This is a genomic window from Halogeometricum borinquense DSM 11551 (assembly GCF_000172995.2).
Taxonomy (GTDB): domain Archaea; phylum Halobacteriota; class Halobacteria; order Halobacteriales; family Haloferacaceae; genus Halogeometricum; species Halogeometricum borinquense.
The window spans coordinates 123,604-146,884 of the sequence record NC_014731.1; the positions used below are offsets into that span (position 1 = coordinate 123,604).

At 56.4% G+C, this 23,281-nt stretch carries 21 protein-coding genes; 11 read left to right on the forward strand and 10 right to left on the reverse strand.

What is annotated here, in order from left to right:
* Positions 1-314: 314 nt before the first annotated feature.
* Positions 315-512 carry a hypothetical protein gene (locus HBOR_RS19765; RefSeq protein WP_006054703.1) on the forward strand — a complete coding sequence of 66 codons (198 nt, stop codon included), beginning with the start codon at positions 315-317 and terminating at the stop codon, positions 510-512.
* Between the two features lie 196 nt (positions 513-708).
* Here HBOR_RS19765 and HBOR_RS16370 read toward each other — a convergent pair whose 3' ends face one another.
* Entirely contained in the window at positions 709-2,472 is a 1,764-nt protein-coding gene (locus HBOR_RS16370; protein WP_006054702.1) for a S8 family peptidase, read from the reverse strand.
* Positions 2,473-2,749: 277 nt separating this feature from the next.
* Here HBOR_RS16370 and HBOR_RS16375 point away from each other — a divergent pair, with 277 nt between their 5' ends.
* Positions 2,750-3,034, forward strand: a complete 285-nt coding sequence (locus tag HBOR_RS16375; protein ID WP_006054701.1) for a PadR family transcriptional regulator — start codon at positions 2,750-2,752, stop codon at positions 3,032-3,034.
* A gap of 211 nt (positions 3,035-3,245) precedes the next feature.
* On the forward strand, positions 3,246-3,416 hold the full coding sequence (locus HBOR_RS20100; protein ID WP_006054700.1) for a hypothetical protein: 171 nt from the start codon (positions 3,246-3,248) through the stop codon (positions 3,414-3,416).
* A 135-nt stretch (positions 3,417-3,551) separates the two neighbouring features.
* Here the strand turns inward: HBOR_RS20100 and HBOR_RS16380 are convergent, their stop codons facing one another.
* Positions 3,552-4,295, reverse strand: coding sequence for a hypothetical protein (locus tag HBOR_RS16380; protein ID WP_006054699.1), 744 nt, complete (start codon positions 4,293-4,295; stop codon positions 3,552-3,554).
* Between the two features lie 213 nt (positions 4,296-4,508).
* A complete protein-coding gene (locus tag HBOR_RS16385) occupies positions 4,509-4,877 on the reverse strand; it encodes a winged helix-turn-helix transcriptional regulator (RefSeq protein ID WP_006054698.1) in 369 nt (122 codons plus the stop codon).
* A 701-nt stretch (positions 4,878-5,578) separates the two neighbouring features.
* Here HBOR_RS16385 and HBOR_RS16395 point away from each other — a divergent pair.
* The 4 genes from HBOR_RS16395 to HBOR_RS16410 all read left to right on the forward strand — a co-directional run bounded on the left by HBOR_RS16395 (position 5,579) and on the right by HBOR_RS16410 (position 11,366).
* Positions 5,579-8,470: a bacterio-opsin activator domain-containing protein gene (locus HBOR_RS16395; RefSeq protein ID WP_049890676.1), complete on the forward strand. Its 2,892-nt coding sequence runs from the start codon at positions 5,579-5,581 to the stop codon at positions 8,468-8,470.
* 94 nt (positions 8,471-8,564) lie between these two features.
* The gene (locus HBOR_RS16400; protein ID WP_006054695.1) at positions 8,565-9,488 is read left to right on the forward strand and encodes a CBS domain-containing protein; all 924 of its coding nucleotides are present in this window, start codon (positions 8,565-8,567) and stop codon (positions 9,486-9,488) included.
* Between the two features lie 190 nt (positions 9,489-9,678).
* Positions 9,679-10,761 (forward strand): hypothetical protein, encoded by a 1,083-nt coding sequence (locus tag HBOR_RS16405; protein WP_006054694.1) that lies wholly within the window; start codon positions 9,679-9,681, stop codon positions 10,759-10,761.
* Between the two features lie 71 nt (positions 10,762-10,832).
* A complete protein-coding gene (locus tag HBOR_RS16410) occupies positions 10,833-11,366 on the forward strand; it encodes a cupredoxin domain-containing protein (protein ID WP_006054693.1) in 534 nt (177 codons plus the stop codon).
* Positions 11,367-11,524: 158 nt separating this feature from the next.
* On the opposite strand, the gene HBOR_RS16415 is transcribed toward HBOR_RS16410, so the two are convergent.
* Positions 11,525-13,069: a putative sodium/potassium/calcium exchanger gene (locus tag HBOR_RS16415; protein WP_013440760.1), complete on the reverse strand. Its 1,545-nt coding sequence runs from the start codon at positions 13,067-13,069 to the stop codon at positions 11,525-11,527.
* 189 nt (positions 13,070-13,258) lie between these two features.
* The gene (locus tag HBOR_RS16420; RefSeq protein ID WP_049890704.1) at positions 13,259-14,653 is read right to left on the reverse strand and encodes a hypothetical protein; all 1,395 of its coding nucleotides are present in this window, start codon (positions 14,651-14,653) and stop codon (positions 13,259-13,261) included.
* Positions 14,654-15,203: 550 nt separating this feature from the next.
* Here HBOR_RS16420 and HBOR_RS16425 point away from each other — a divergent pair.
* The 3 genes from HBOR_RS16425 to HBOR_RS16435 all read left to right on the forward strand — a co-directional run bounded on the left by HBOR_RS16425 (position 15,204) and on the right by HBOR_RS16435 (position 17,630).
* A complete protein-coding gene (locus HBOR_RS16425; RefSeq protein ID WP_006054690.1) occupies positions 15,204-15,533 on the forward strand; it encodes a hypothetical protein in 330 nt (109 codons plus the stop codon).
* Positions 15,534-15,707: 174 nt separating this feature from the next.
* Positions 15,708-16,502 (forward strand): helix-turn-helix transcriptional regulator, encoded by a 795-nt coding sequence (locus tag HBOR_RS16430; RefSeq protein ID WP_006054689.1) that lies wholly within the window; start codon positions 15,708-15,710, stop codon positions 16,500-16,502.
* Positions 16,503-16,748: 246 nt separating this feature from the next.
* A complete protein-coding gene (locus HBOR_RS16435) occupies positions 16,749-17,630 on the forward strand; it encodes a hypothetical protein (protein WP_241432324.1) in 882 nt (293 codons plus the stop codon).
* Positions 17,631-17,665: 35 nt separating this feature from the next.
* On the opposite strand, the gene HBOR_RS20665 is transcribed toward HBOR_RS16435, so the two are convergent.
* Positions 17,666-17,941, reverse strand: coding sequence for a DUF7576 family protein (locus tag HBOR_RS20665; protein ID WP_455429251.1), 276 nt, complete (start codon positions 17,939-17,941; stop codon positions 17,666-17,668).
* A 176-nt stretch (positions 17,942-18,117) separates the two neighbouring features.
* The gene (locus HBOR_RS20375; RefSeq protein ID WP_244880412.1) at positions 18,118-18,453 is read right to left on the reverse strand and encodes a hypothetical protein; all 336 of its coding nucleotides are present in this window, start codon (positions 18,451-18,453) and stop codon (positions 18,118-18,120) included.
* Here HBOR_RS20375 and HBOR_RS20380 point away from each other — a divergent pair, their 5' ends adjacent.
* Positions 18,454-18,831 carry a hypothetical protein gene (locus HBOR_RS20380; RefSeq protein ID WP_244880413.1) on the forward strand — a complete coding sequence of 126 codons (378 nt, stop codon included), beginning with the start codon at positions 18,454-18,456 and terminating at the stop codon, positions 18,829-18,831. It abuts the gene before it with no gap.
* Between the two features lie 618 nt (positions 18,832-19,449).
* Here the strand turns inward: HBOR_RS20380 and HBOR_RS16445 are convergent.
* The 3 genes from HBOR_RS16445 to HBOR_RS16455 all read right to left on the reverse strand — a co-directional run bounded on the left by HBOR_RS16445 (position 19,450) and on the right by HBOR_RS16455 (position 23,252).
* Entirely contained in the window at positions 19,450-20,835 is a 1,386-nt protein-coding gene (locus HBOR_RS16445; RefSeq protein ID WP_013440763.1) for a hypothetical protein, read from the reverse strand.
* 180 nt (positions 20,836-21,015) lie between these two features.
* On the reverse strand, positions 21,016-22,401 hold the full coding sequence (locus tag HBOR_RS16450) for a putative sodium/potassium/calcium exchanger (protein ID WP_006054683.1): 1,386 nt from the start codon (positions 22,399-22,401) through the stop codon (positions 21,016-21,018).
* Between the two features lie 458 nt (positions 22,402-22,859).
* On the reverse strand, positions 22,860-23,252 hold the full coding sequence (locus HBOR_RS16455) for a winged helix-turn-helix transcriptional regulator (RefSeq protein WP_006054682.1): 393 nt from the start codon (positions 23,250-23,252) through the stop codon (positions 22,860-22,862).
* Positions 23,253-23,281 lie beyond the last annotated feature (29 nt).

The following is a 23,281-nucleotide window of genomic DNA, read 5'->3' on the forward strand; positions in this document are numbered from 1 at the left end:
CTTCCATCTCGTTCGACGAATAGTAGCTCCGGGCCACTAGTAGAATTGTTTATTTTGGGCAATATAACCCCTTCAGCCGAGGCGCTTTTTATTGTTTCATGGAATAGATCAACCTTCGCTGATGGTCACAGGACAAAGACAGTCGTTCGAAGCCGGCTAACCATTTCGTTTCTTTGTTCCCATCTCGTTACTGTTGTAGTCTTGTAATGGGAACAATCACAGAACAATGACGATCAGACCGCGGCACTAGGTACTCGCGGTACGGTGCTGGGAGATAGAATTCGTCGTCAGTCACACTACGGTTGCTTGTATCCGTGACCGACGACGAGTGCGAGGATATTGAGACCGAAGAGACCGAAGAGCAGAGCAGTCTCGTGGACCGTATCAAACCCGGTCAGGATGTAACCAACGTGTATCAACGGAAGTACGACAGCAAGCCAGAACGCAATCATCTGAACCGCATGGAAGAAAAAGAGAGCCGCTCTCTTGCCGGGTTCAACCTCGTGAAGTAGGGTCAGCGTCATCGTTCGCCTCACACAGGAATAGTATAGGGCAAGAACCCGCTAAAATCTAATCGAACGGAAACGTAAGCCCGTTACTCATCTACCATCTGCTAACGGTTCAATCGCTAACGGAGGGGATGCTCAGCGACGTTCCGCCAGACGTGTGGTGGCTGACGGATGTGATTCCATCCGCACCAACCCACGCTCAGTCGGATTCCGTCGTGAACGTGACGGTCCCGCCCGTCACCTCGTCGCCCGAGTCAATACAGACGGCGACGGCGACGTAGGTCGTGTCACTCTCAAGATGTACGAGTTCGTCGAACGTGTCGTCTTCATCGACATCCTCAGCGTCGTCGCTGGCGAGCGTATTTGCTTTGTCACCCTTAATCCAGTAGTCGAAACGAGTTTCGACTTCGTCACCGTCCAACTCGCTGACGCGCCCTTCGAGAGAAGCCGCGTCATCGCTGACATAGCTCGGTTCGAGCGTCTCCACCCGGAACGGCGCCTCGTGATCATCGTCGGTCGTAAACGCCCGCCGGCCGCCGCGGACCACCCGGTCGTCGGTTTCAGCGAACGCCTCGAATACGTACGTCGTCCCGTGTTCGAGGTCAGAGACGTCGGCGTTGAACGAGCCCGTCGATGACTGGTGACCGCTTTCGACTCGCTCGCTCGTCTCATCTCTTTGATCTTCGATCCAGTACTCGAAGCCGACGGCCGGTGACGACACATCGCCGAGACCGGTGAGTTCACCGATGAGCGTTGCATCCGTCTCATCGACATCGCTCACACTGCGCGTCGAGACGGCGAACTCGTCGCTGTCGCCGCCACCGTCATCACCATCACTGATGGCTGCATCGACGTTTAGCAGTCCCGCACCGCCTTCATCCTCGTCAAGGCCGATGTCTTCAGCCGCTTCGGTGAGTCGCTTCCGTGCCTCTTCGTTCGAGATACCCGTAGACATCAGGATGGCTGCCGCACCGGCGACGTGCGGCGTCGCCATCGATGTTCCGGAGTAGACTTGGTAGCCACCGATGACTGTCGAACGAATCTCTGTACCGGGTGCAACGATTTCGACCTCCGAACCGGTAGACGAGAACTCCGAGAGTTCGTCCTCGTCATTGACCGACCCGACAGCGATGACCTCCGGATACGCACCGGGGTAATGAACACAGTCAGAACACGGACCCTCATTTCCGGCGGCACCGACGAGTAACGACCCCCGCTCGTACGCGTATTCGACAGCGTCCTTGATGATGGACGACCCTGAAGTCGCCCCGAGACTCATACTGATGACGTCGTGGCCCTGGTCTGCGGCCCACTTTATACCCTCAGCGACACCGGAGGCGGAGCCGCCCCCATCACCACTGAGCACCTTTACAGAGTGAAGTGTCGCACGGGTGCTGACGCCGAGAATACCTTGGTCGTTGTTTACCGCGTTTGCAATACCGGCGCAGTGAGTGCCGTGGTTGTGGTCGTCGTTCCACGGAACGTCACCCCGGTCAGAGTCCACAACTGCGTATCCCTCACCGAGATTTTGGCTCAAATCCGGATGTTCGCTGTCGATACCAGTATCGAGGATAGCCACGTGCGCCCCCGAACCGTCGTATCCGCGCTGGTGGGCTGCATCCGCGGCTACGCGCACGCACCCCCACGGCATCGATTGACCGAGGGCGTGAACTTCGATATCGCGTTCGACGTAGCGAAGCTCACCTTCCGCCCGGAATTTTTCAACGAGTTCGTCTGGAAAATCACCGACGAGAGCGTTTCCAGACTCACCAAAGTCGATTTCTGTTTCAATCGTGTTCGCCTGCGCACGTGCAATATCGACGCCATACTGAGATTTGGTTCCGAGTACGAGACGGGAGTTTCCACCCTCGTCTGCGGATGCTTGTCCCGCAAGTCCGGAGCCAAGAATTCCGATCCCAATACCGCGTATAACCGACCGCCGATAGACTTTCTTTCTTCCCATTGTCGATTTCGATCCCCGGATACATACTGTTTGGTTACCGGGTTACTCCTCAGGAACGGAGGGTTCTGACTTAACATTGCATTATTATTCATCCATCATATTTTCCAATGCCTTAAGTTAATTTGGGATTCTGTTTAGATATTTTATCCGACGTTAGTCAAAGAAGTGACGGTTGAACTGAAGAAAAAACCTACCTAGCGGACCTTCCTTGGAGGTAACCTCGTGAGCAATCACACAACTGGACGATATATAGCGCCGTGACCAACAATACGGTACTGTGCACGAGTTGACCGGATTTCAGCGTGATCTCCTGTACCTCGTAGCTGGCTTAGAAAAGCCGCACGGACTGGGGATCAAACGGGAGCTAGAGCAGTACTACGGCGAGAGCATCACGCAGGGGCGTCTGTATCCGAATCTCGACGCCTTAGTCGAGGATGGATATATAAAGAAAGGGGAGAAAGACCGACGAACCAACTTCTACGAACTAACGGCGAGCGGACGGCAGGCCATCCTCGACCGTCGTGCGTGGGAGAACGACACCTTCGGACAACTCTTCGAATAGCAGTCCAAGTCCAAAATGAACGTACTGACTCTGAGTTACACAGCGACAGACGTGAGCAACTGCCGGCAGGAGAGACCAAGATTTGGACCGAGGCGAACCTCAGGTGGTGAAGCCGTCGTCACTCACTCACCTCCCGACGAGCAAGTGTGTTAATGCTTAGCACAATGTTAAGAGATACCAGCGGGAATATAGGAGTGAGAGGAAATCGGAGATGTCCACGAAGGCTGCACCGGATAGATGTTGTGTCGAACCGCGACCAGACGTGTACGAACCGTTCGCGGCAATCGACCTCGGTGATGGAAATATAATCGTCTTCGATCGAGATGTACAGGAGGCGTGGATAGAGTCCACAGTCTCCGTCGCACGCAACGAAATACGCTAAGGCGACAGTACACGGACACCGTAACAGGAGACGCTAACCGAGAACGGTACGCAAGAGAAGACATCTGCCGTCAAGCAGGCGATGCCAACGTCCCGTACCACCGACGACAATCGGCACTTGGAAACATCGGTCGAATCAGGACAACTGACTCATCTCCAGTGGTGTCAGCGTCGTCATGGTTGGGACCGGCGTTTCCGATACGTCCTGCAAGGACGGCGATGGCACCGACTTGTTGACCGTCGCTTCTCCCCCAGTAGCGGCAGTCGGACTACGGGTCACCTCAAACTCATTAGCCTCGGCATCCCACTCGAAGGAAAATCCGCGACCGTCCCACTCGAACTCGTCGCCCGTGAACTCGAAACGTACATCGTCACCGATATCGACTTCGAGACCGTCATCGATGGACCACTCGAAGTCGATGACCGAACCCTCGTATTCGACCTCGTCGTCCTCGTTCTCGAACTCGGAGTCGCTCCCGGTTCCGGTAGCCTCGAAGTCAACGTCGCCGTTTCCCTCATATTCGAAATCGATTGCCTCTGTCGAGACGACGATTGCCAGTTCTATCTCGTCGGACTCGAACTCGAAATCGATGCTCGGGTTCGCCTCAACGGTGAACTCGGCGGTACCAGCGCGAGTCTCAAACGAGACGCCCGCGTGGTCGAACTCGACATCACCGTTCTCGTCTCGCTCGAATTCGAGCGACTGTTCAGGCCGGTCGCTCCGAGTTTCGGTCACTTGCTGATCGCTCCGCTGCGATCCATCGGATGCGCGGGTTGGCTGTCGATCTCTCTGTCTGGACGCTGTCACGACGCCAAGAGAGAGGGCGGCCAATCCGTTCCCGATGCTAATCAACCACTCACGTCTGAAGAGGTCAGCCATTCTCGATCCCCAGAGTAAGATTTCGTATAACAGAACTATCAATCTCGGGTATCCGAGTGGTTACCACGTTACGCCGAGAATACAGGTACGCACAGAGAGGCCGTATTCTCACTTTGCAACCGGTTATCGCCGCTATCGTAGGGGCGACCGACGACTAGAGCAAGAACACGAATCCCGCAAGAAACTCAACGGTGAGGTGATTTCGCCGGGCAGTCACTGACCGTTCTCTTTCGAATCCGGTTCGAAATGCTTCGACCCCCACTCCCGCATTGCGACAATCAGTGGTTCGAGGTCACGACCGCGATCAGTCAGCGCGTACTCCACGCGGTAGGGTCGCTCACTGATGACCGACCTGTTGACGATTCGATCCGCCTCAAGTTCCTTGAGGTTGTTCGAGAGCGCCTTCCCAGAGATATTGCCGATCAGGTTCTGGAGTTCACTGAAACCGCAAGGGCCGCTTTTCAGAAGCCGATCAACGATTACCGGCTTCCACTTCCGAGAGAGCAAAGCGGCAGTCACAGTGACCGGACACCACTCTTCACCTTGGCACCATTCGGGAACGCGATTAGGACGTTCGTTCATTGGTACTTCCACTCGTTTGGGTGACGATGTTCAGCCGCCGGTGGACCTCGTTTCGGTCGTTTCATCTCGGATACGTGGAGCGTGTCATCGACATCGAAGTCACGCGGTTCTAGGACGATACCGCGAGACAGACTCTCTCCGGTACCTTCGAGTCGGTATCCGTTCCGGACGGATTGGGAAGTTGGTCTCTGGACACCCATGGCTCGTATGCGGGATATGGATTCCATAGTACTAACTCTCAGCTAACTACCGAGTAAGACCGTTACTCACCAATCAACCGTAATCCGAGGTACATCGTCCACCAAATCACGGCGCGGTAAAACAGTTAATACCGTTTATCGGCTGGTGAACTGACCACTCTCTATACTCGCGGCACGAGGTGTACTGCTGTTCAGCCACTTGCGTCTGGTAAGAGAAATTATTTTATCGTGCGTCACAGAGTAGCATGTGAGGCAGGGACGACGAAAACGTTCTCGGCCCCACTCGCTGCCGAACGTTCCCGAGCAACTTGAGGTCAGCCACCTATGTGTGAGGGTCAGTTCCTGCCTCTTACCGTACAACTACGATACTGAACTCGAAGCGCTATCGCATCCGTACTTATCGGGATACTGTCTGCGTTTTCGACCAGACACGATACTGTCTGTTTGTATCGTCCGGGAAACCGGATTAGATTTATGCTATACTATGACACACTTCTAGTGATGCCACCCGTATCTACGTTCGACGAGTCCTTCTTCCGAGAGGTGGTGTTCGACACCGAAGAAGGAATACTTTCGCTCGACGAGGACGGGACCGTCGTATTCGCCAGCCAACCAATCGAGCAACTACTGGGTTACGACCCGGACGAACTGGTCGGTGAGTCAGTCGGCCGTCTCTTCTCACCGGATCACGAGAGACCGCTCGAGACGGTGCGGCGCGAGGCCGAACGGGAACCGACTGAAGTCGGTGATGCGACGACGGATATCACGCTCGTCCATGCCGACGGGCATGCTGTCTCAGTTGCACTTACCGCCGAATCAACCGAATACGACGAAACACAGTTTTTCACGCTTCGTATCCGTACACAGGGGGGTAACAAAAGCCGGCAAACGTCCGATGGAGAGAGTCGCTCCGCGAAAGGCAGACTACCACAGAAGGTGTTTGAGTACAGCAACGAAGCAATATTCGTTTTCGACACGGACAACGACGAAATCATCGAATGCAACCCCCGTGCGTGTGAGCGACTCGGCTACTCGCGCGAGGAACTGCTATCGGTCAGCCCATCAGACATCTACGCGACCGAGGAGGCGTTTGTTGGGTTCATCAAGGAGGTGTTCGAACACGGTACCAGTTGGACCGACGAACTCAGTTGTCGCGCCGCCGACGGCGAAACGTTCCCGATAGAGGCATCAGCGACTCTGCTCTACGTCGACGGCAAGCCGCATGTGCTTGTATTCGGTCGTGATATCTCCGAACAACGTAAGCAACAACGGGAATTAGAGCGGTATCGGACGATAGTCGAAGCCGTTGGTGAGGGTGTCTTCGCCGCTGACGACAAGTTCAGATTCACGGTCGCCAACGAGGGCACTGCCAAACTGACGGGGTACACGAAAGACGAACTCATCGGTAGCTCATTGACACGGTTCCTCGCAGGAGAAGACGACCGCGTCGATAGAAGCGAGTACGAGGAACTACAAACCAGTGAACGACGCACCGTCGTGGACGCCGAATCCGCCGAGTCAGCCCGCAAAGAACTGCTCAAATCCGAAAGAGACGTGATGAAGGTTGAAGCGCCCATCTGCACGAAAGACGACGAAATCGTGCCTGTGGAAGTCCGATTCAGTGAACTCCCGACGGAATCGGACGACGACTTCCGAGGTATGACGGGAGTACTGATCGACGTCTCCGAGCGAAAAGAACACGAACGGCGACTCCGGGCACTCAGCGAGGCGAGTCGCAAGTTGACTCAGGCGATGGACCGCGACGCCATCGCTCGGGACACCCTCGATGCCGTCGAACGAATCCTCGGTTTTGACGTTGGTTGCGTCCGGATGTTCGACTCCGAGAGTAACACTCTTGAGACGGTCGCTGTCACTGATGCCGCACAGAAGTTACTCGACTCGCGGTCCGCTTTCGACCTCGAGATCTCCCTCGCTGGCCGCGCGTATCGGAGCGGAGAGACAGTCGTCAATCAACCGGCTGCCGGTGAAGGAGTCACCGGCGACGAGGCGAGTCTGCACCTCCCACTCGGAAAGCACGGGACGCTCTCGATGTTTACCGAGTCAGCGGACGAGTTCACAGAGACAGACATCCAGTTCATCGAAGTGCTTGCCGCGACGGTCACAACCCATCTCGACCGGACTGAGCGGGAGCGAATGCTTCAGAAGAGCGAAAAAGAGTACCGAAACCAGCGCGACCAACTCAATACGCTCAACCGCATCAACGAACTCATCCAAGAACTCATCGGGGAGTTAGTCGAAGCCGGGATGCGCGAGACGATAGAAGAGCGAGTCTGTCAACAGTTGGCGGCATCAAGCCTCTACAAGTACGCGTGGATTGCGGCGGTGGAAGTGACTGGCAAGAACGCAACGATCAAAACGGGTGCCGGTGTCGAAAAAGACCATCTCGACGCGCTGGACAATATGTCGATATCCCAGTTGGGGAACGGGACAGTCAAACAGGCAATCGAGACGGGCGAGATAAGCGTCGTCCGACAGTATCTCGTAGAGGGCAAAGACAAAGACGAACGCGAAGACGAAGACAAACTCGAAGTGACCGCCGCCATACCCCTCCAGTACGGAAACCGCGTCTACGGCGTCTTGGTCGTAAACTCGGTGCGTGAAGATGCACTCTCCGAGCAAGCGCAAGCAGGTCTGGAGGTTCTCGGCGACACCATCGGGTTTACGATAAACGCCATCCAGAACAAAGAACTCCTCCTCTCGGACGAAATAGTCGAACTCGAATTCGCGGTCAGCGACACGGAAAGCATCCCAGTGTACTTCTCGAAGCATCTCGAATGCCGCTGCCGACTCGAAGGAACGACCCCAACCGAAGACGGAAACTACCTGTGTTATCTGCGTATCGAAGACAAATCGGTTGCGGACGCTCTCGAAGCGGCCGAGCGGATGGAGTCTATCGCGGATGCTCGGCTGGTTAAAGAATACGATGAGGAATGCCTACTGGAAGTGATCAAGACGGAATCCGCCCCCGGTGAAATGATTGACGTCGGCGCGAGCATCCGGTCGGCATCGGCCAATTGCGGGGAGGGAACGGTCGTCCTCGAGGTGCCACAGACGGTAGACATCCGAGAGGTCGTCGAGGCGTTCCAGCACCTCTACCCCAACTCCGAGTTGGTCGCAAAGCGCGAAGTTGACCGTTCGGTTCGGACGGCCGCCGAATTTCGGGACACAGTCGGCGGCCAACTCACGGACAAACAGCAAATGGCGGCCAAGTCAGCGTACTACGCTGGCTACTTCGACTGGCCGCGTGGGAGCACCGCAGAGGACGTTGCCGAGTCGATGGGAATCTCATCGGCAACGTTCCACCAACACCTTCGAAAAGCCGAGCAGAAGCTGATGGCATCGTTCTTCAGAGACACCAGACACACCGAGTGACCCGCACTGCAAATCCGACGCGAACTGAGCCGTGTTGCAATCTGATTACACGCCCCCACAAAGCGAATAACTGTTCGGCACACTCTGTACGACCATGCTGGTTTCCATCCCCGTGTCCGAGGTCATGACCGATAGTGTGGAGACGACCACACCAGAGACAACGGCTCGAGAAGCCGCCGTCAAACTGTTTGAAAAAGAGGTCGGCTCACTCGTCGTGTGCCGCAACGGTTCGCCCGTTGGCATCATAACCGAGTACGACCTCACCAAACTACTTGCCGCTGGGACCGACCTCGATACCACGTCAGTCTCCGAATTCATGTCCGATCCACTCATCACAATCGAACACGACGCGGACATCTCGGAAGCTGCGAAGATGCTCCGAGCGAAGCAGATTGAGCACCTGCCCGTCACCGACGGCGACGAACTTGTCGGAGTGCTTGCCGCCGTTGATCTCTCGTACTATCTGCCGCAAATCTCCCGTCCGGAACCGTCCGCAAAGCCGGAACAGGAGGCAAAGTACGTGGTCCATCCCGAAACGGCGTTCGAGGAACCCGAATGGGAGTTCGAGTGCCGGTGCATCACTCGCGGTCACATCGTTGTCGGCGATGTCGCGGAGTTTTCGAAGACGATAAGCGAAGAAGACGTCGAGCGATTTGCGGCCAGCAGTGGCGACACGAACCGACTTCACCTCAGCGACGAGTACGCCAAACAAACCCGGTTCGGGAAACGTATCGCCCACGGAACGCTCGTAGCAGGACTTATCAGTGCTGCACTCGCGCGACTCCCCGGCTTGACAATCTATCTCTCACAAGAGCTGACCTTCCACGCTCCCGTCGAAATCGGCAGTCGCGTCACGGCAGTCTGTGAGGTCATCGAAGACCTCGGTCGAGACCGGTACAGGCTAACGACCGACGTCTACACTGACGGTGAGACACACGCTATTGAGGGAGAGGCTGTCGTCCTGATCGACGACCTTCCTGACACCGTAGACGTGGAGGTCGAGGAGGTCGCTGACTGACGGACCGACTCTTGGATAGCGCTGTCCTGTCGTAGCGGCGTTTTGGAAAGTCGGTCAGAGATACTCAGAAACGTCTGCTGGGGCGTACTCAAATCACGTAAATGGACTGGGGACATAGCTATTCCGGGCTTGTGTGCTAAGTGTTCACATCACCCATACCATCATTAGGGGGTATGCCAATCATCAACGTATGGAGAGAGATGTCAATAGACGCCGGTTTCTCGGTGCATCAACCCTTCTCATCGGTGCACTTGCCGGTTGCCCCGGTGGGCAGCCCGAAGAAACGCCGGCGACAACGCCGTCACCGTCACCCGAGGAGACGCCGACAGCGACACCAACACCCGAAGAGCCAATGGCAGAAATGGGAGCGGAGGTAACAGTTAGACAGGAATCGGGGAAAACAGTGTACTGGGTTCTTCCGGGGGAGCGCCGGCTCAGCCCCACCGTATTCGGCACCCCAGATAATCCACGGTTCGGTGCCGACCTTCTCGAGTTCCGAATCGAACAGGCAAAGCAGTTACCGGAACCGCTCAGTAATGCGATTCCGCAGTTACTACAGGACTTGCCGTCTCTGGTGGCCGTACCAGAGCAAGCGCGAGAGCCAGTTGACAGCCCGATTGCTCACGAGAAGTTGACAGAGCCGACGCTATTCAGCGACAACGCACAGATTACCAGTGGGGAGTTCGAGGTGACCTATAAGGACCAACGACCGTACGACCGTCCCGGAGCACCGGGCGACACGCCGGACGAGGCGGACTTGACGGCAACCTTCACCGACCCGGCAGAGAACGAATACGAACTGCAACTCGATCACATCGTACAGCCACCGATTCCGGGGTACGAAACCGGCGGTGGCGTAATGACCGGTGCTTGGCATCACGGTGTGACCGGGACGGGATCACCGTTGATGCCGAAACTATTCGCGTACGGAGCGTTCTGGGGGGTCGGAAACGTACTCGTCAACGGTGAGGTAGCCACCGAAGACGGGTTCAGAGTGATACATTTCATGACCACACAGACCGTCCGCGACCAAGACTACCGACTCGCCCTCGATGAGGAGTTACCGCTTCCAGCTGAGAGTACTATTGCAGGGCGTGCCCATCATACCCACGGGGTAGTGCTTCCGATCAGACCAACACCGGATGGGCCCGTGTTCGATCCAGTTCCAACCGCGTTCGAACTTCCAAACGGTAACCCGCAGCCGTTCATCCACGCCATGTGGGAACAAGAAGAACTCGTTAATTCACCATTTAAACAGGAGATGTCCGGGTGACAGCGAAGTCAGATCGCACCAAGGTACTGTATGATAACATCAAAACCGATCTGGAGCCAGCGAGTATACCAATGCAACTCAGTCGGCGAAACGTTCTCGGACTGAGCGGCGTCGCACTCGGCGTTCTCGCCGGATGTACCGCACCGTCAGAGGAGACGCCCGGCGAATCGCCAACCGACACGCCGACGTCGTCGCCGACAGCGACGCCGTCACCGACTACAGATGCCACCCCGAGTCCAACCCAAACACCAACCGCGACTCCAACTCCGAACGCGCTCGACGGCGAAATAACCGTTACCGGATCAGAGTGGGTACTCGCTCCCGACGCGTTTCAAGCGACGGTCGGTCAAGAACTGACCATCCACTTCGAGAACGTCGGAGAGGTCGCACACAACCTTACCGTTGGAGAATTCCCGGCCGATGAACGAACGGTCGCCGATCAGGACGAAGAAGGGTCGTTCATAGTCAAGACAGACACGATACAGCCAGGAAAGACCACTTCCGTTACGTTCACCCCTACATCAACGGGGACGTTCCCCTACTGGTGTGATGTCGCAGGCCATCGGGAAGCCGGGATGGTCGGAGAAATGACAGTGGTAGAGTGAAGACCCACGGCTTTCACTGGGAGGCGACTCCCGTCGTTTCAACTGGTGATGGCTGAGCGGTGATGTCGGTACACCGATCAAAAATAAGGGTTCGGCCCGCGGCCTTACAGTAGAGACCGTCACAGGGACAATCCGGCACGCGAAGGCCGAGAGACTGATTACTCGCCGTTCGCCTCTCCGTCGTGGGAGAGCATCCGTTCGAGCATCTCGATCTCATCGTTGTCCAGCTCATCGAGATCCATATCCGCGAGGTCATCGAGGTCGTCCGCACCGGTCTCGGTGCCGAGTTCGATGATCTCATCGCGGGTCAGGTCGTCGAGGAACGCTCCGACCTCGATGTCCTCGTGCTCGTCTCGTTCGAGATCGACGGTCTCGCCGTCAGACTCCAACTCAAGCCCGTGGGTCTCGACTTCAACCGCATCGCCGCGCTGTTCGATTTCGTGCTCGTCTGTCTCGAATTCGACCTCCTCGTCGTCGTTCTCGAACTCGACGTCGTCCTCGTGATCTTCGACCTCTAGGTCGTCATCGTGCTGTTCGATTTCGTGCTCGTCCGTCTCGAACTCGACATCGTCCCCGCCATCCTCGCTTTCGAAGTCGATTCCGTCCTCGTGATCTTCGACATCAACGCTGTCATCGTCCTGTTCGATGTCGTGATCCTCGGTCTCGAACTCGAGGCGGTTACCATCGTTCTCGAAATCGATGTCGTCGATTTCGACTTCGAGAGCGTCCTCGATCTGCTCGATTTCGCCGCCGTCGAATTCGATGTCTGCCATCTCGTCGGTTACTTCTAAGTCAACCGTGCCAGTGGCGTCTTCGAAGTCGAGGCGGTCACCGTCGTTCTCGAAGTCGAGACCATTTTCGTCTTCGACTTCGGCGTCGTCGCCCTCCTGTTCGACCTCGGTACCGTCTGCTTCAACGTCAACCTCGTCTTGCTTGCCGAGGTTCTCGAAATGGAAGCCGGCCTTCTCGACTTCGAGTTTCTTGCCGTCGTGTTCGATTTCGTGTTCGTCGGTCTCGATTTCGACCTCGCCGTGATCGCGTTCGACATCGACGTCATCGTTCTCGAACTCAAGGTCGCTGGCGTCGTCCTCGAACTTGTTGCCGCCGCGCTCGTATTCGACCTCGTCCGTTTCGACTTCGACGCTCTCGCCGCGCTGTTCGATCTCGTTGTCTTCGAACTCAACGTCAACTACGTCGCCGCCGTCGTCGCTCTCGAAGTCGAGACCGTCCTCGTGGTCTTCGACCTCTAGGTCGTCATCGTCCTGTTCAATCTCGTGGTCACCGGACTTTGCTTCGACCTCGTCCTCGTCGTTTTCGAAGTCGAGTTCAGCTTCGTCGTCCTCGACCGCTACGTCCTCGTCGTTCTGTTCGATATCCAAGCCGTCAAACTCGACATCGACCTCGTCATCGCCCTCGTTGGACTCGAAGTCGAGATCCTCCTCGTCGTCCTCTACTTCGACATCGTCGCCGTGCTGTTCTATTTCTCCGTCCTCGGTTTCGACCTCTACGTCACGGCTTGCATCGCTCTCGTGGCTATTCACGACCATGTCGTGACCACTCGCAAGACCGATATCGAGCGGGTCTGTTGCTACTTCAGAGCTGACAGCATCCCCCGGGACCGCGACCGCTACCGGCGTCGCTGTGCCGACAAGCAGGACGACCACGAGGAACGTGATCAGCGCGAATCGATTACTTTGTTTCATACTCGTGTTGTTGCTATGTCCGATCACTGCGACCGCGAAGCAATGGAGCACAGTGTTGAACCGGGGATCTCGCCCGGTGGCAGCGTAACTGGCGAGAAAAGTGAGGGGGCGCTATCTCAGCTCTCGCTACGAGAGCCACGTCGTACTCACTGTCCCGGAAATTCGGTAGTACGTTTGGGTCCGCCGTGATTATGGGCTGCCCTCGCTGTCGTCATCGGTAAGCATACGTTCGAGCATGTTGACCTCGTTGTCGTTGAGATCCTCGAGATCCATGTCCGCGAGGTCATCGAGGTCGTCCGCACCGGTCTCGGTGCCGAGTTCGATGATCTCATCGCGGGTCAGATCGTCGAGGAACGCTTCGACTTCTGTGTCGTCGTGATCATCGCGTTCGAGGTCAATGCTTTCGCCGTCGGATTCGAGATCGAGGCCACCGTCTTTCTCGACATCGAGGTTATCGCCGCTGTGCTCGATGTCGTGGTCGTCGGTTTCCAGTTCCGTCTCGTCGCCGTCGTTCTCGAACTCGAAGTCGTCGTCGTGGTCTTCGACATCGACATCGTTACCGTCTTGTTCGATGTCGCGGTCGTCATCCTCGAATTCGACCTCCTCACCGTCGTTCTCGAAGTCAATCCCATCGTCGGTGTCGACTTCGAAGTCGTCATCGTCTAACTCGATGTCAGTGGCGTCGTTCCGGAAGTCGATGCCGTTCCGGTCGTTCTCGAACTCGAACTCCTCGCCCTCAACATCGGCGTCACCACCTCTATGTTCGATATCGTGCTCGTCGTCGGCCTCGAACTCGTGGTCGTCGCCGTCGCTCTCTAAGTCGAGGTCGTTGTCATCATCCTCGACTTCGAGGTCGTCGCCACGCTGTTCGATCTCGCGCTCGTCGGTCTCGACGTCGATATCGTCACCGTCGAGATCGATGTCAATCCCGCCGCTACCGTCGAACTCGATATCGAGACCGCCGTCGTTCTCGAATTCGAGGTCGGATAGCTCAACGTCCGCCTCGTCGCCTCGTTTCTCGATCTCGGTCTCGTCGTGTTCGACGTCGAGGTCGTCGCCTTCAGCTTCGTAGTCGAGGTCGTGACCGTCGGTGTCGTCTTCGACCTCAAGACGGTCGCCATCCTGTTCGATTTCGGCCTCGCCGGTTTCGACGTCGACGCGGTCACCGTCGTCGTCAGCCTCGAAGTCGAGGTCGTTCTCCTCATCCTCAACTTCGACTTCGTCGTCGCGCTGTTCGATCTCGTGGTCATCTGTTTCGACATCGACATCGTCACCGCCGTCGCGAGACTCGAATTCGAAGTCGTCCTCGTCATCTTCGACTTCAAGGTCATCGCCGTCCTGTTCGAGGTCTAAGTCCTCGAACTCGACATCAGCCTCGTCGTCGTCGGCGTTAGACTCGAAGTCGAGGTCGTCATCATCATCCTCGATTTCGGCTTCGTCGCCGCTGTGTTCAATTTCGCCGTCTTCGGTGTCAATGTCGACTTCGTTGTCCTGGTGATCAGCAGCGACCGGCATCGCGGCACCGGCAGTGATCATACCGACCATCAGGAACAGTATCAGTACTAATCGAAATGTGTCTTTCATGGCCTTCATCTCGTCGTCTATCACCCCACAAGTTAGGACAGAATCGGCGAATCTATGCAAGGACAGAAACTTCGAACCTGTCCCGACTGTGGGCATCTAACTGTAGGGATTAGGTATATATAATATTATTATAACTAATAGGTTCCTGAGTAAAACGGAGTTCATACCATGAGTGTGCGAGCATAGGATGAAGTTCCATATACCAAGTCACCGTGCGACCAGTCCCCCATGGTTCGCAGGCCGAAACCTGTTGTATCCGAATACACAGGCCGAAAAGCGCCACTCCTCCCACACCTGAAGACGCAAGTATGCGTTCACACTATAAGACGCGGGGATGCGCTCGCGCTATGTATCACTACGAAGCGGCTCTGACCATTACACAGTACCGGATAAGAGCCGGATCATCCGAGTCGGTAACAGGGTTACGGTTCCCTCAACCAACACTCATGTACTTGGCTGTTGTATACAGAGGTGAACGAAAAACAGCCGATTACGGGCAGCTCAAGTCCCGTATCCCCTCGGCAGAGACAACCAAAACTACCACTCAACAATGACAGTTTACCGCGCATGTCCGTACTGCGATGAGGTATTTCAGATCGGGTCAGAGGAGGACAACCCACTCGTAGACCATATCCGCGAGTTTCATACCGTTACTGAAGACGCTCCGTTGACGTCGTTTTCGCAGGATGAACTCCAGCGGCGACTCCACGAGGCCAGTACCGTCGAGGAGACGAAAGCACTGATGCTCGCTATCCTCTACAAACGACATATTCCCGTTCGGACCCTCTCGACACGGTTTGGGATTCCAGAAGAGATGATTCGAGGATGGTTCGACCGTCTCGCGTCCGGATGGGATTCCAAATCGAAGAATACGCAATAAACGGAGCGTGGTATTGGTTGCAACCATTCTGAGCGTACTGCGGTCGGCTGTCCGTGCGGGCAGCTACGTGCGCGTTACCAATCTCTAGAAGAGAGATACAATGTCATCAGTTGGTGAAATCGCTGACAAAACCGATATACGTTCGAGCCTGCTAGACAGTATGGAGCATTCCTGATGTCCACGAACAGACGGCTTGACCCCGACGACGTGGTTGACGCCGTATCGCGTCGCGCGGAGATTATGCAACGTCTGTTAGACGGACCTCAGTACAACCGAGATATTCGCGAATCAGTCGGAGTATCACGCTCGACCGCGTACAAAGCGATTAGCGAGCTCGAAGAGATGGGACTTGCCCGGAGGGGCAGTGAGGGGTATGAACTCACAGCGACCGGACGCCTGTTGTTCGAGGAGTATCGTCGGTTCCGAAACCGGGTCGAAGCCGTCTGTCATCCGGCCCAGTTACTCTCCATTCTACCGGCGGACATCGACATCAACTTCGAAGTTCTCGAAGGTGCTGAAGTGTCCTTCGCGGAGCGATATGCACCAAACCGTCCGGTCACAGAGATAGCGGACGTGATCCGCGACGCTGACGTGTTACGGGGAACCGGACCGGTCGTCCTCCCAAGCTACGTCGAACTGTTCCACGATCAGTTCGTCGCTGGCGAACTCGAAGCCGAGTTGGTTTTCGAACGGGCCGCGTTCGACCATCTCTCTACGGACTACGCTGACGAGTTCTCCGAGGCCGTCGAAAGCGGCGCTCTCGAAGTCCGAGTGACGGACGAAGAGCTCCCGTTCGGCTTACTGATGATCGAAAAGCCGACTCAGAAAGTCGGTGTCATCGTGTACGACCGCGGGGGAGAACTCAGAGGATTCATTCTGAACGACTCCGAAAATGCGGTCGAGTGGGGCGAAAAAAAGTGGGAACGGTACCGAGAGGCGGCGGCCCCGCTTACGCCCGGAGATAACTAATTCGCGGCACTGCACGGCATTTCAGACCGTCAATCGATCACGACTCATTCGATAACTCAGCAGTAAGTCAGTAGCGACTACCGACCGGTTCAGCGGGCAGTAAGGAGCTGATTCATCGGTAGCCAAAGAGTTATTTATACGCTCCGAGTAGTTTAACACGAACGGCTGTCGACTGGCGTTCCAGCGCTCGTGTGACGGTCACGAACCAGACACAATCCTATCACGATGACCGACTTTGACGGGCCGATGACATCGGACCTCACCCAAGAGGCGTACGACGTCTACCTCGACCTCGCCCAAGAGGTCACAGCACACGAAAACGACGTTGTTGAAACAGTTCCAGACTTTTTCGACATCGGTTCCGTACACGAGTGTCTGCAGTTTCCACTGAATCTGTGGGAATCCGGGCGGAAGCCGATGCGGACGGTTCCTGCGCTTGTCGCATATGAGCCGTTGCTCGACGGCGACGAGGCCGACACAGTGGCACAGATTCTGGTCGGCCTCGACGTGTTTGTGATGATGCTCGACGAGTTCATCGATACCGCCCGAACGGACAGGCGTTTCCGAACCCAACTCGCGGTCAACGTCGCGTTTTCGAGTTTGCTGTCGTTCGCCACCATTCCGGAGTCGGCCAAGGAGACGGTCGTCGATGCGCTCACTGCGTACCTCGTCGAAGCCTCCCGAATCCCGGCCGTCGAACGGGAGGTCGCGCGTGCCCTCACAAACACGACATCGAGCGAGCAGGCGATGGACCTGATCCGATTCGCGTACGGCTTTCGTGCGCGGGACATCGCCGTGTTCGGTGCCCTACCGGCGCTCGTCTCTGACGTTGACAGAGAAGTGGCCGACCGAATCGAGAGCGACCTCCAGACTTACCGGGCGCACTGTCTCCTCTACGACGATATCAGAGACATCGAGCAAGACCGGCGAAACGGGATCGAGACGCCCGTCATGTGGCTGTTAGACCGTCACCGCGACCCCGAGGTAGTTGCGGCACGGATTGCGTCGGTCTACCGGTCGTTCGAGTATTCGGATGCGGACTACACGGACGTACTCCGCGAGATGGAACCAACGAGTGATGATCCCATCGACGAACTGACATCGGCGATGCCGTCACAGTCCGAGTAAACCATATCCGTCAGCGAACACGGTACGAAACCGCTTCACCGACGCATCCACTTGGCACGACAGCGGTCGCTGCAGAAACTATGAATCACTGTTTCTCCGTCGCGAGTTTGGCTAGCTTTCGTTGGATGCCATTCGGAAACGTCGATGATTGAGCCACAGGCGGCACAGCGGTCAATCTGCCGTCCCGGGAAGTGCGACGTGAGTTGTTCTCTCATAGCCATGGGCCTATCTAGTGATAGGGGCCGAGTGGTGGTCACTTTCCCGGGTCGGACCTGTGCACACGGAAAGACGCCTGTACAGCCGTAACACATGTTTCGAGACTCGAACCATGGGTATCGATTGAAACACCTGCCAAACGAACCAGCAACAAACGTATCATCTGGTCCAATCTGCCGGCAACATCGGGAAGAAGTGATATCCGCGCCGCTATTGCGGGCCGGTCTCGTCTCGTCTCGTCTTGTCTTGTCTCGTCTCGTCTTATCTTGTCTTACCCGATTTCGATGTCGATACCGTCGCCGTCGTGGTCGATTTCGATGTCGTCACCCTCGACATCGATTTCGTCGTCGCCGTGGTCGAGTTCGACCTCACCGTCGCCTTCGACTTCGAGGTCGTCATCGTCGAATTCGACTTCAGCGTCGCCATCGACCTCTATCTCGTCGTCACCGTGATCGACCTCGACTCCATCGTCACCCTCGGCTTCGAAGTCGTCACCATCGTGTTCGACGTGAGCATCGTCTCCTTCGGCTTCGATCTCATCATCGCCGTGATCGACCTCAACCCCGTCGTCGCTCCCAACTTCTAATTCATCCTCATCGTGTTCCACGTGAGCGTCGTCACCCGCAGCGTCAATCTCGTCGTCACCGTGGTCAACGTGGATATCGTCACCCTCGGCTTCGAGGTCGTCCTCATCGTGTTCCACGTGAGCGTCGTCATCGACCTCTATCTCGTCATCGCCGTGGTCGAGTTCGAGTCCATCGTCTGCCCCGACTTCGATTTCGTCATCATCGTGGTCAACATGGACATCATCACCCTCGGCTTCGACGTGATCATCGCCGAAGTCGAGTTCAACTTCCTCATCGTCGTCATCGTCGAAGTCTATATCAACATCATCATCGTCAAAGTCGTCGTCGAACTCATCCTCATCGTCGAAGTGGTCGAAGTCGGTACTCTCGGCACTCGCTACCCCGACACCACCGGCTAACGCGACGACGACCAACAGGCTAACTACGACTACCGCTCCAGCTGTGAATGCGTGTCGTCTCATGAGTTTGGTCCGTCAGCCGATACGCTCGACTAACGGGTTATAATAACAGAGCCAGACACGTCGCTTTATCGTGGAAATCATGTGTACCAAACGAACACAGACCTCGAATACAAACCCATGATTACCTTCTCGAACCATCAAACGCCGTCCAATGGTTCAGACACAATCGAAAATGAGAGATTGACGATAGATGAGTTGCCGACGACCGCAACGAGCCACCCGCCAGTGACCAGATCGATAGTGATCTGTCTGTCGGCGGCGGTTGCACGCCACCGACTCGGTCATCGGCCCGACAATGGACCTGCGTCCGGTGTCGTTCGGCTTCGCGGCTGAGCCCTCACGCTGTTCGGTGCCGTCGCGTCGGACCCGAGTATTGCACTCGATGCGTCTCCAGTGGTCGCATCACCAACGCAGGCTGGAGACGGAGCTACTTGGATGGAGGTGTGGCGTGAACTGGAAGGGATCCCGAACGGACGAGACGAAGTAGGTCGTCGCCCGTCCCACCGTCACACTCCGTGCTGTCAACACCGAACACGCCGGTGAGTGATTGGCTGTCTAGTCGTCCTCGTTATTGTCCTCCTGTTCGACGTCAACGTTCTCACCATCGGATTCGACCTCAAGCCCATCCTCGTCTTCGACATCAAGTACCTCGTCCTCCTGCTCGATGTCGTGCTTGTCCGTCTCGAACTCAAGGCCGTTCCGGTCGTTCTCGAACTCCGTGTCGTCATCGTGATCTTCGACATCGACATCGTCATCGCGCTGCTCGATGTCGTGTTCGTCAGTCTCGAACTCGACATCGTCGCCACTACCCTCGCTCTCGAAGTCGATTCCGTCCTCGTCGTCTTCGACCTCGAGGTCGTCACCATCCTGCTCGATGTCGTGCTCGTCGGTTTCGAGGTCGGTCATCTCGTCGTCCGATTCGAGATCGGTGTCGCCGGCTTCGGCGTCCAGCGCGTCGCCGTCCTGCTCGATCTCGCCCCCATCGAATTCGACGTCAACCGCCTCGTCCGTCGCCTCTAAATCGACCGTCTCAGCGGCGTCTTCGAAGTCGAGGCGGTCACCGTCGTTCTCGAAGTCGAGACCATTTTCGTCTTCGACTTCGGCGTCGTCGCCCTCTTGCTCGACCTCGGTACCGTCTGCTTCAACGTCAACCTCGTCTTGCTCGCCGATGTTCTCGAAGTGGAAGCCAGCCTTCTCGACTTCGAGTTCCTTGCCGTCGTGTTCGATTTCGTGCTCGTCGGTCTCGATTTCGACCTCGCCGTGATCGCGTTCGACATCGACGTCATCGTTCTCGAATTCGAGGTCGTCAGCGTCGTCCTCGAACTTGTTGCCGCCGCGCTCGTATTCGACCTCGTCCGTTTCGACCTCGGCGCTCTCGCCGCGCTGCTCGATGTCGGCGTCCTCAGTCTCGACGTCTAGCTCGTCGCCACCGTCCTCGGACTCGAAGTCGAGACCGGCCTCGTGGTCTTCGACTTCGGTTCCGTCGTCATCCTGTTCGATGTCGTGGCCGTCCGATTCGGCCTCAACCTCGTCCTCGTCGCTCTCGAAATCCAGGTCCGCCTCATCGTCCTCCACATCGAGCGAGTCATCGTCCTGCTCGATTTCCTGCTCGCCGCTGTCGATATCGACCGTGTCATCATCCTCGTTGGACTCGAAGTCGAGATCCTCTTCCTCGTCCTCTACCTCTGCATCATCGCCATCGTGTTCGATTTCGCCGTCCTCGGTCTCGACCTCAACGTCTCCACTCTCCTCGTTATCTTCGTCGTCTGCGGTATCGACGACTGTCTCGTGGTCGCCGACGAGGTCGGCACCGGACGGGTTCGATACAGATGCAGTGCTGGTAATGCCCACCGTGCCCGCGGCCGCGGCAGGGAGTGCTACACTAGCAACTAACCCGACCGCGAGGAACGTAACCAGCGTGAGTGTCTGTATTCGGTCCATCATCGTATGTTGAATTATTCGAGCCCTATACCCCTGTAATAAGTGGGAGTTGAACCGGGCGGCCACGCTCTCGGTACCGAGCGACAAAATGGAGGTGACTTCAGGTTTGCCCCCAGTTGTGGGATCGCACGATACCGAGCGTCCCGAACCGGGCAGCGGGCTCAGCTCCGGGGCGTCCGATTAGCCGTCAGCGCTGAGATAGCTCTCCAGCAGGTTAAGGGTCTCTCGGTCGAGATCCTCGATCTCCTCGTCAGCGAGTTCTTCGTAGTCGTCCGCGTCGGACTGGCTGATGAGATTATTCACCTGCGAGGTGGAGATGTCATCGAGGTACTGTCCGGTCTCGGCGTGGCTGTGCTCGCTCCGTTCGAGATCGACGGTCTCGCCGTCAGATTCGAGGTCAACACCGCCATCTTTTTCGACATCGAGTCGGTCGCCGCTCTGCTCGATGTCGTGGTCGTCGTTCTCGAACTCAAGTTCGTTCTCGTCGTTCTCGAACTCGACGTCGTCCTCGTGGTTTTCGACATCGACATCGTCACCGCGCTGTTCGATGTCGTGGTCGTCGTCCTCGAACTCGGTCTCTTCGTTGTCTGACTCGAAGTCCACTCCATCGTCGGTGTCGACTTCGAGTTCATCGTCCTCTTGTTCGACGTCAGTGGCGTCGTTCCGGAAGTCGATGCCGTTCCGGTCGTTCTCGAACTCGAACTCCTCGCCCTCGACGTCGGCGTCACTACCTGTGTGTTCGATTTCGTGCTCGTCGTCGGCCTCGAACTCGTGGTCGTCGCCGTCGCTCTCTAGGTCGAGGTTATTCCGCTCGTTTTCGACCTCCAGGTCGTCGCCGTCCTGTTCGATCTCCTGATCGTCGGTATCGATGTCGACATCGTCATTGTCGAGGTCGATGTCGATGTCGCCAGCGTCCTCAGACTCGAAGTCGAGGTCGCCGTTTTCGTTCTCGTATTCGACGTTGTCGCTCTCGACCTCAGCGTCGTCGCCGTGTTTCTCGATTTCGGCCTCGTCGTGTTCGACGTCGAGGTCGTCGTCCTCAGCCTCGTAGTCGAGGTCGTGACCGTCAGTATCGTCCTCTACCTCAAGACGATTACCGGATTGTTCGATTTCGGCCTCGCCGGTTTCAACATCGACCTCGTCGTCGTCTTCCTCGGCCTCAAAGTCGAGGTCGTTCTCGTCGTCTTCGACTTCGGCGACGCCGTCATGTTTCTCAATCTCTTGGTCGTCCGTTTCGACATCAACATCGTCGCCACCGTCCTCGCTCTCGAAGTCGAGGTCGTTGTCTTCGTCCTCCACCTCAAGGTCGTCGTTGTCCTGCTCGATTTCGTTACCGTCGGATTCGATATCGGCAGTATCCTCGTCCTCGTTTGTCTCAGCGTCGAGGTCGTTTTCGTCGTCCTCTACCTCTGCGTCGTCGCCGTCGTGTTCGATTTCACCGTCTTCGGTGTCGACGTCGACTTTATCATTTCCTCCGTGGCTGGCGGCCACCGGCAGCACAGCACCGCCGGCGATCATGCCAACCGCGAGGAACACGATCAGTACGAGTCGGAATTTCTTATTCATAGTTGACATCTCGTCGTTCTCAACCCAGTATGGGGAGTGGTTCGAGACCCCTGACTGGGACAAGCACACATTTGGTAGGAACCCACATAAATCTAAGATAACTGACTAATCATCCGATATAGCGGTTTATATCGTGTGAACCGGGGAACCAACGGTTGAGGGATCGATAGCAGGTTACCTGCTAGATATGAGGTACAACAGTTGCATAGTATGGTACAATAGTTGCATAGTATATTTCTCCGCGCGGACAGCCGCGCGCAGGTAGACAAATAGATTGCAAAACGGGAATTACAAAACGGGATTACAAAACGAGTGGATTGTAAAACGGAAGTACTGGCACGTCAAGGAAAATGAGATGCTATCTGACAGTCAGACAAGAGAGTCCACGGGTGGACAGGAGGGACGACAGTCAGGTCACGATTCAGAACCGATGGCGGGGGCGCTCGGACGTCGGTTCGTTAGTCCTCTGGGGGAGTGACTTGGAAGTCCCCTTCTCGAACTCGCCTGATGATCGATTCAAAGGCGAGTCCCTGTTGCGTCAACGAGTACTCCACGCGGAACGGTCGCTCACTGACGATTTCACGATCAACCACATCGTAATCTTCCAGCGTCTGGAGACTCACCGCGAGGACCTTATTCGAGATACCGTCGATCTCGGCTTCGAGTTCACTGAACCCCATCGGCCCACCATGGAGGAGTTTGGCGACGATGACCAGGTTCCACTTCCGACCGATCAGTTCGGCCAGTTCGTTCAGCTTTCGCTGCAGGGTCACCGAGCCGTACTGGAGTGTCCGATTCTCGCGTTCGTCCGGTTTCGGCGTGGTGGTCCGCCTAACGTTCTCAATCCCCATGGCTAATCAAAAAAACATACGAGGTACAT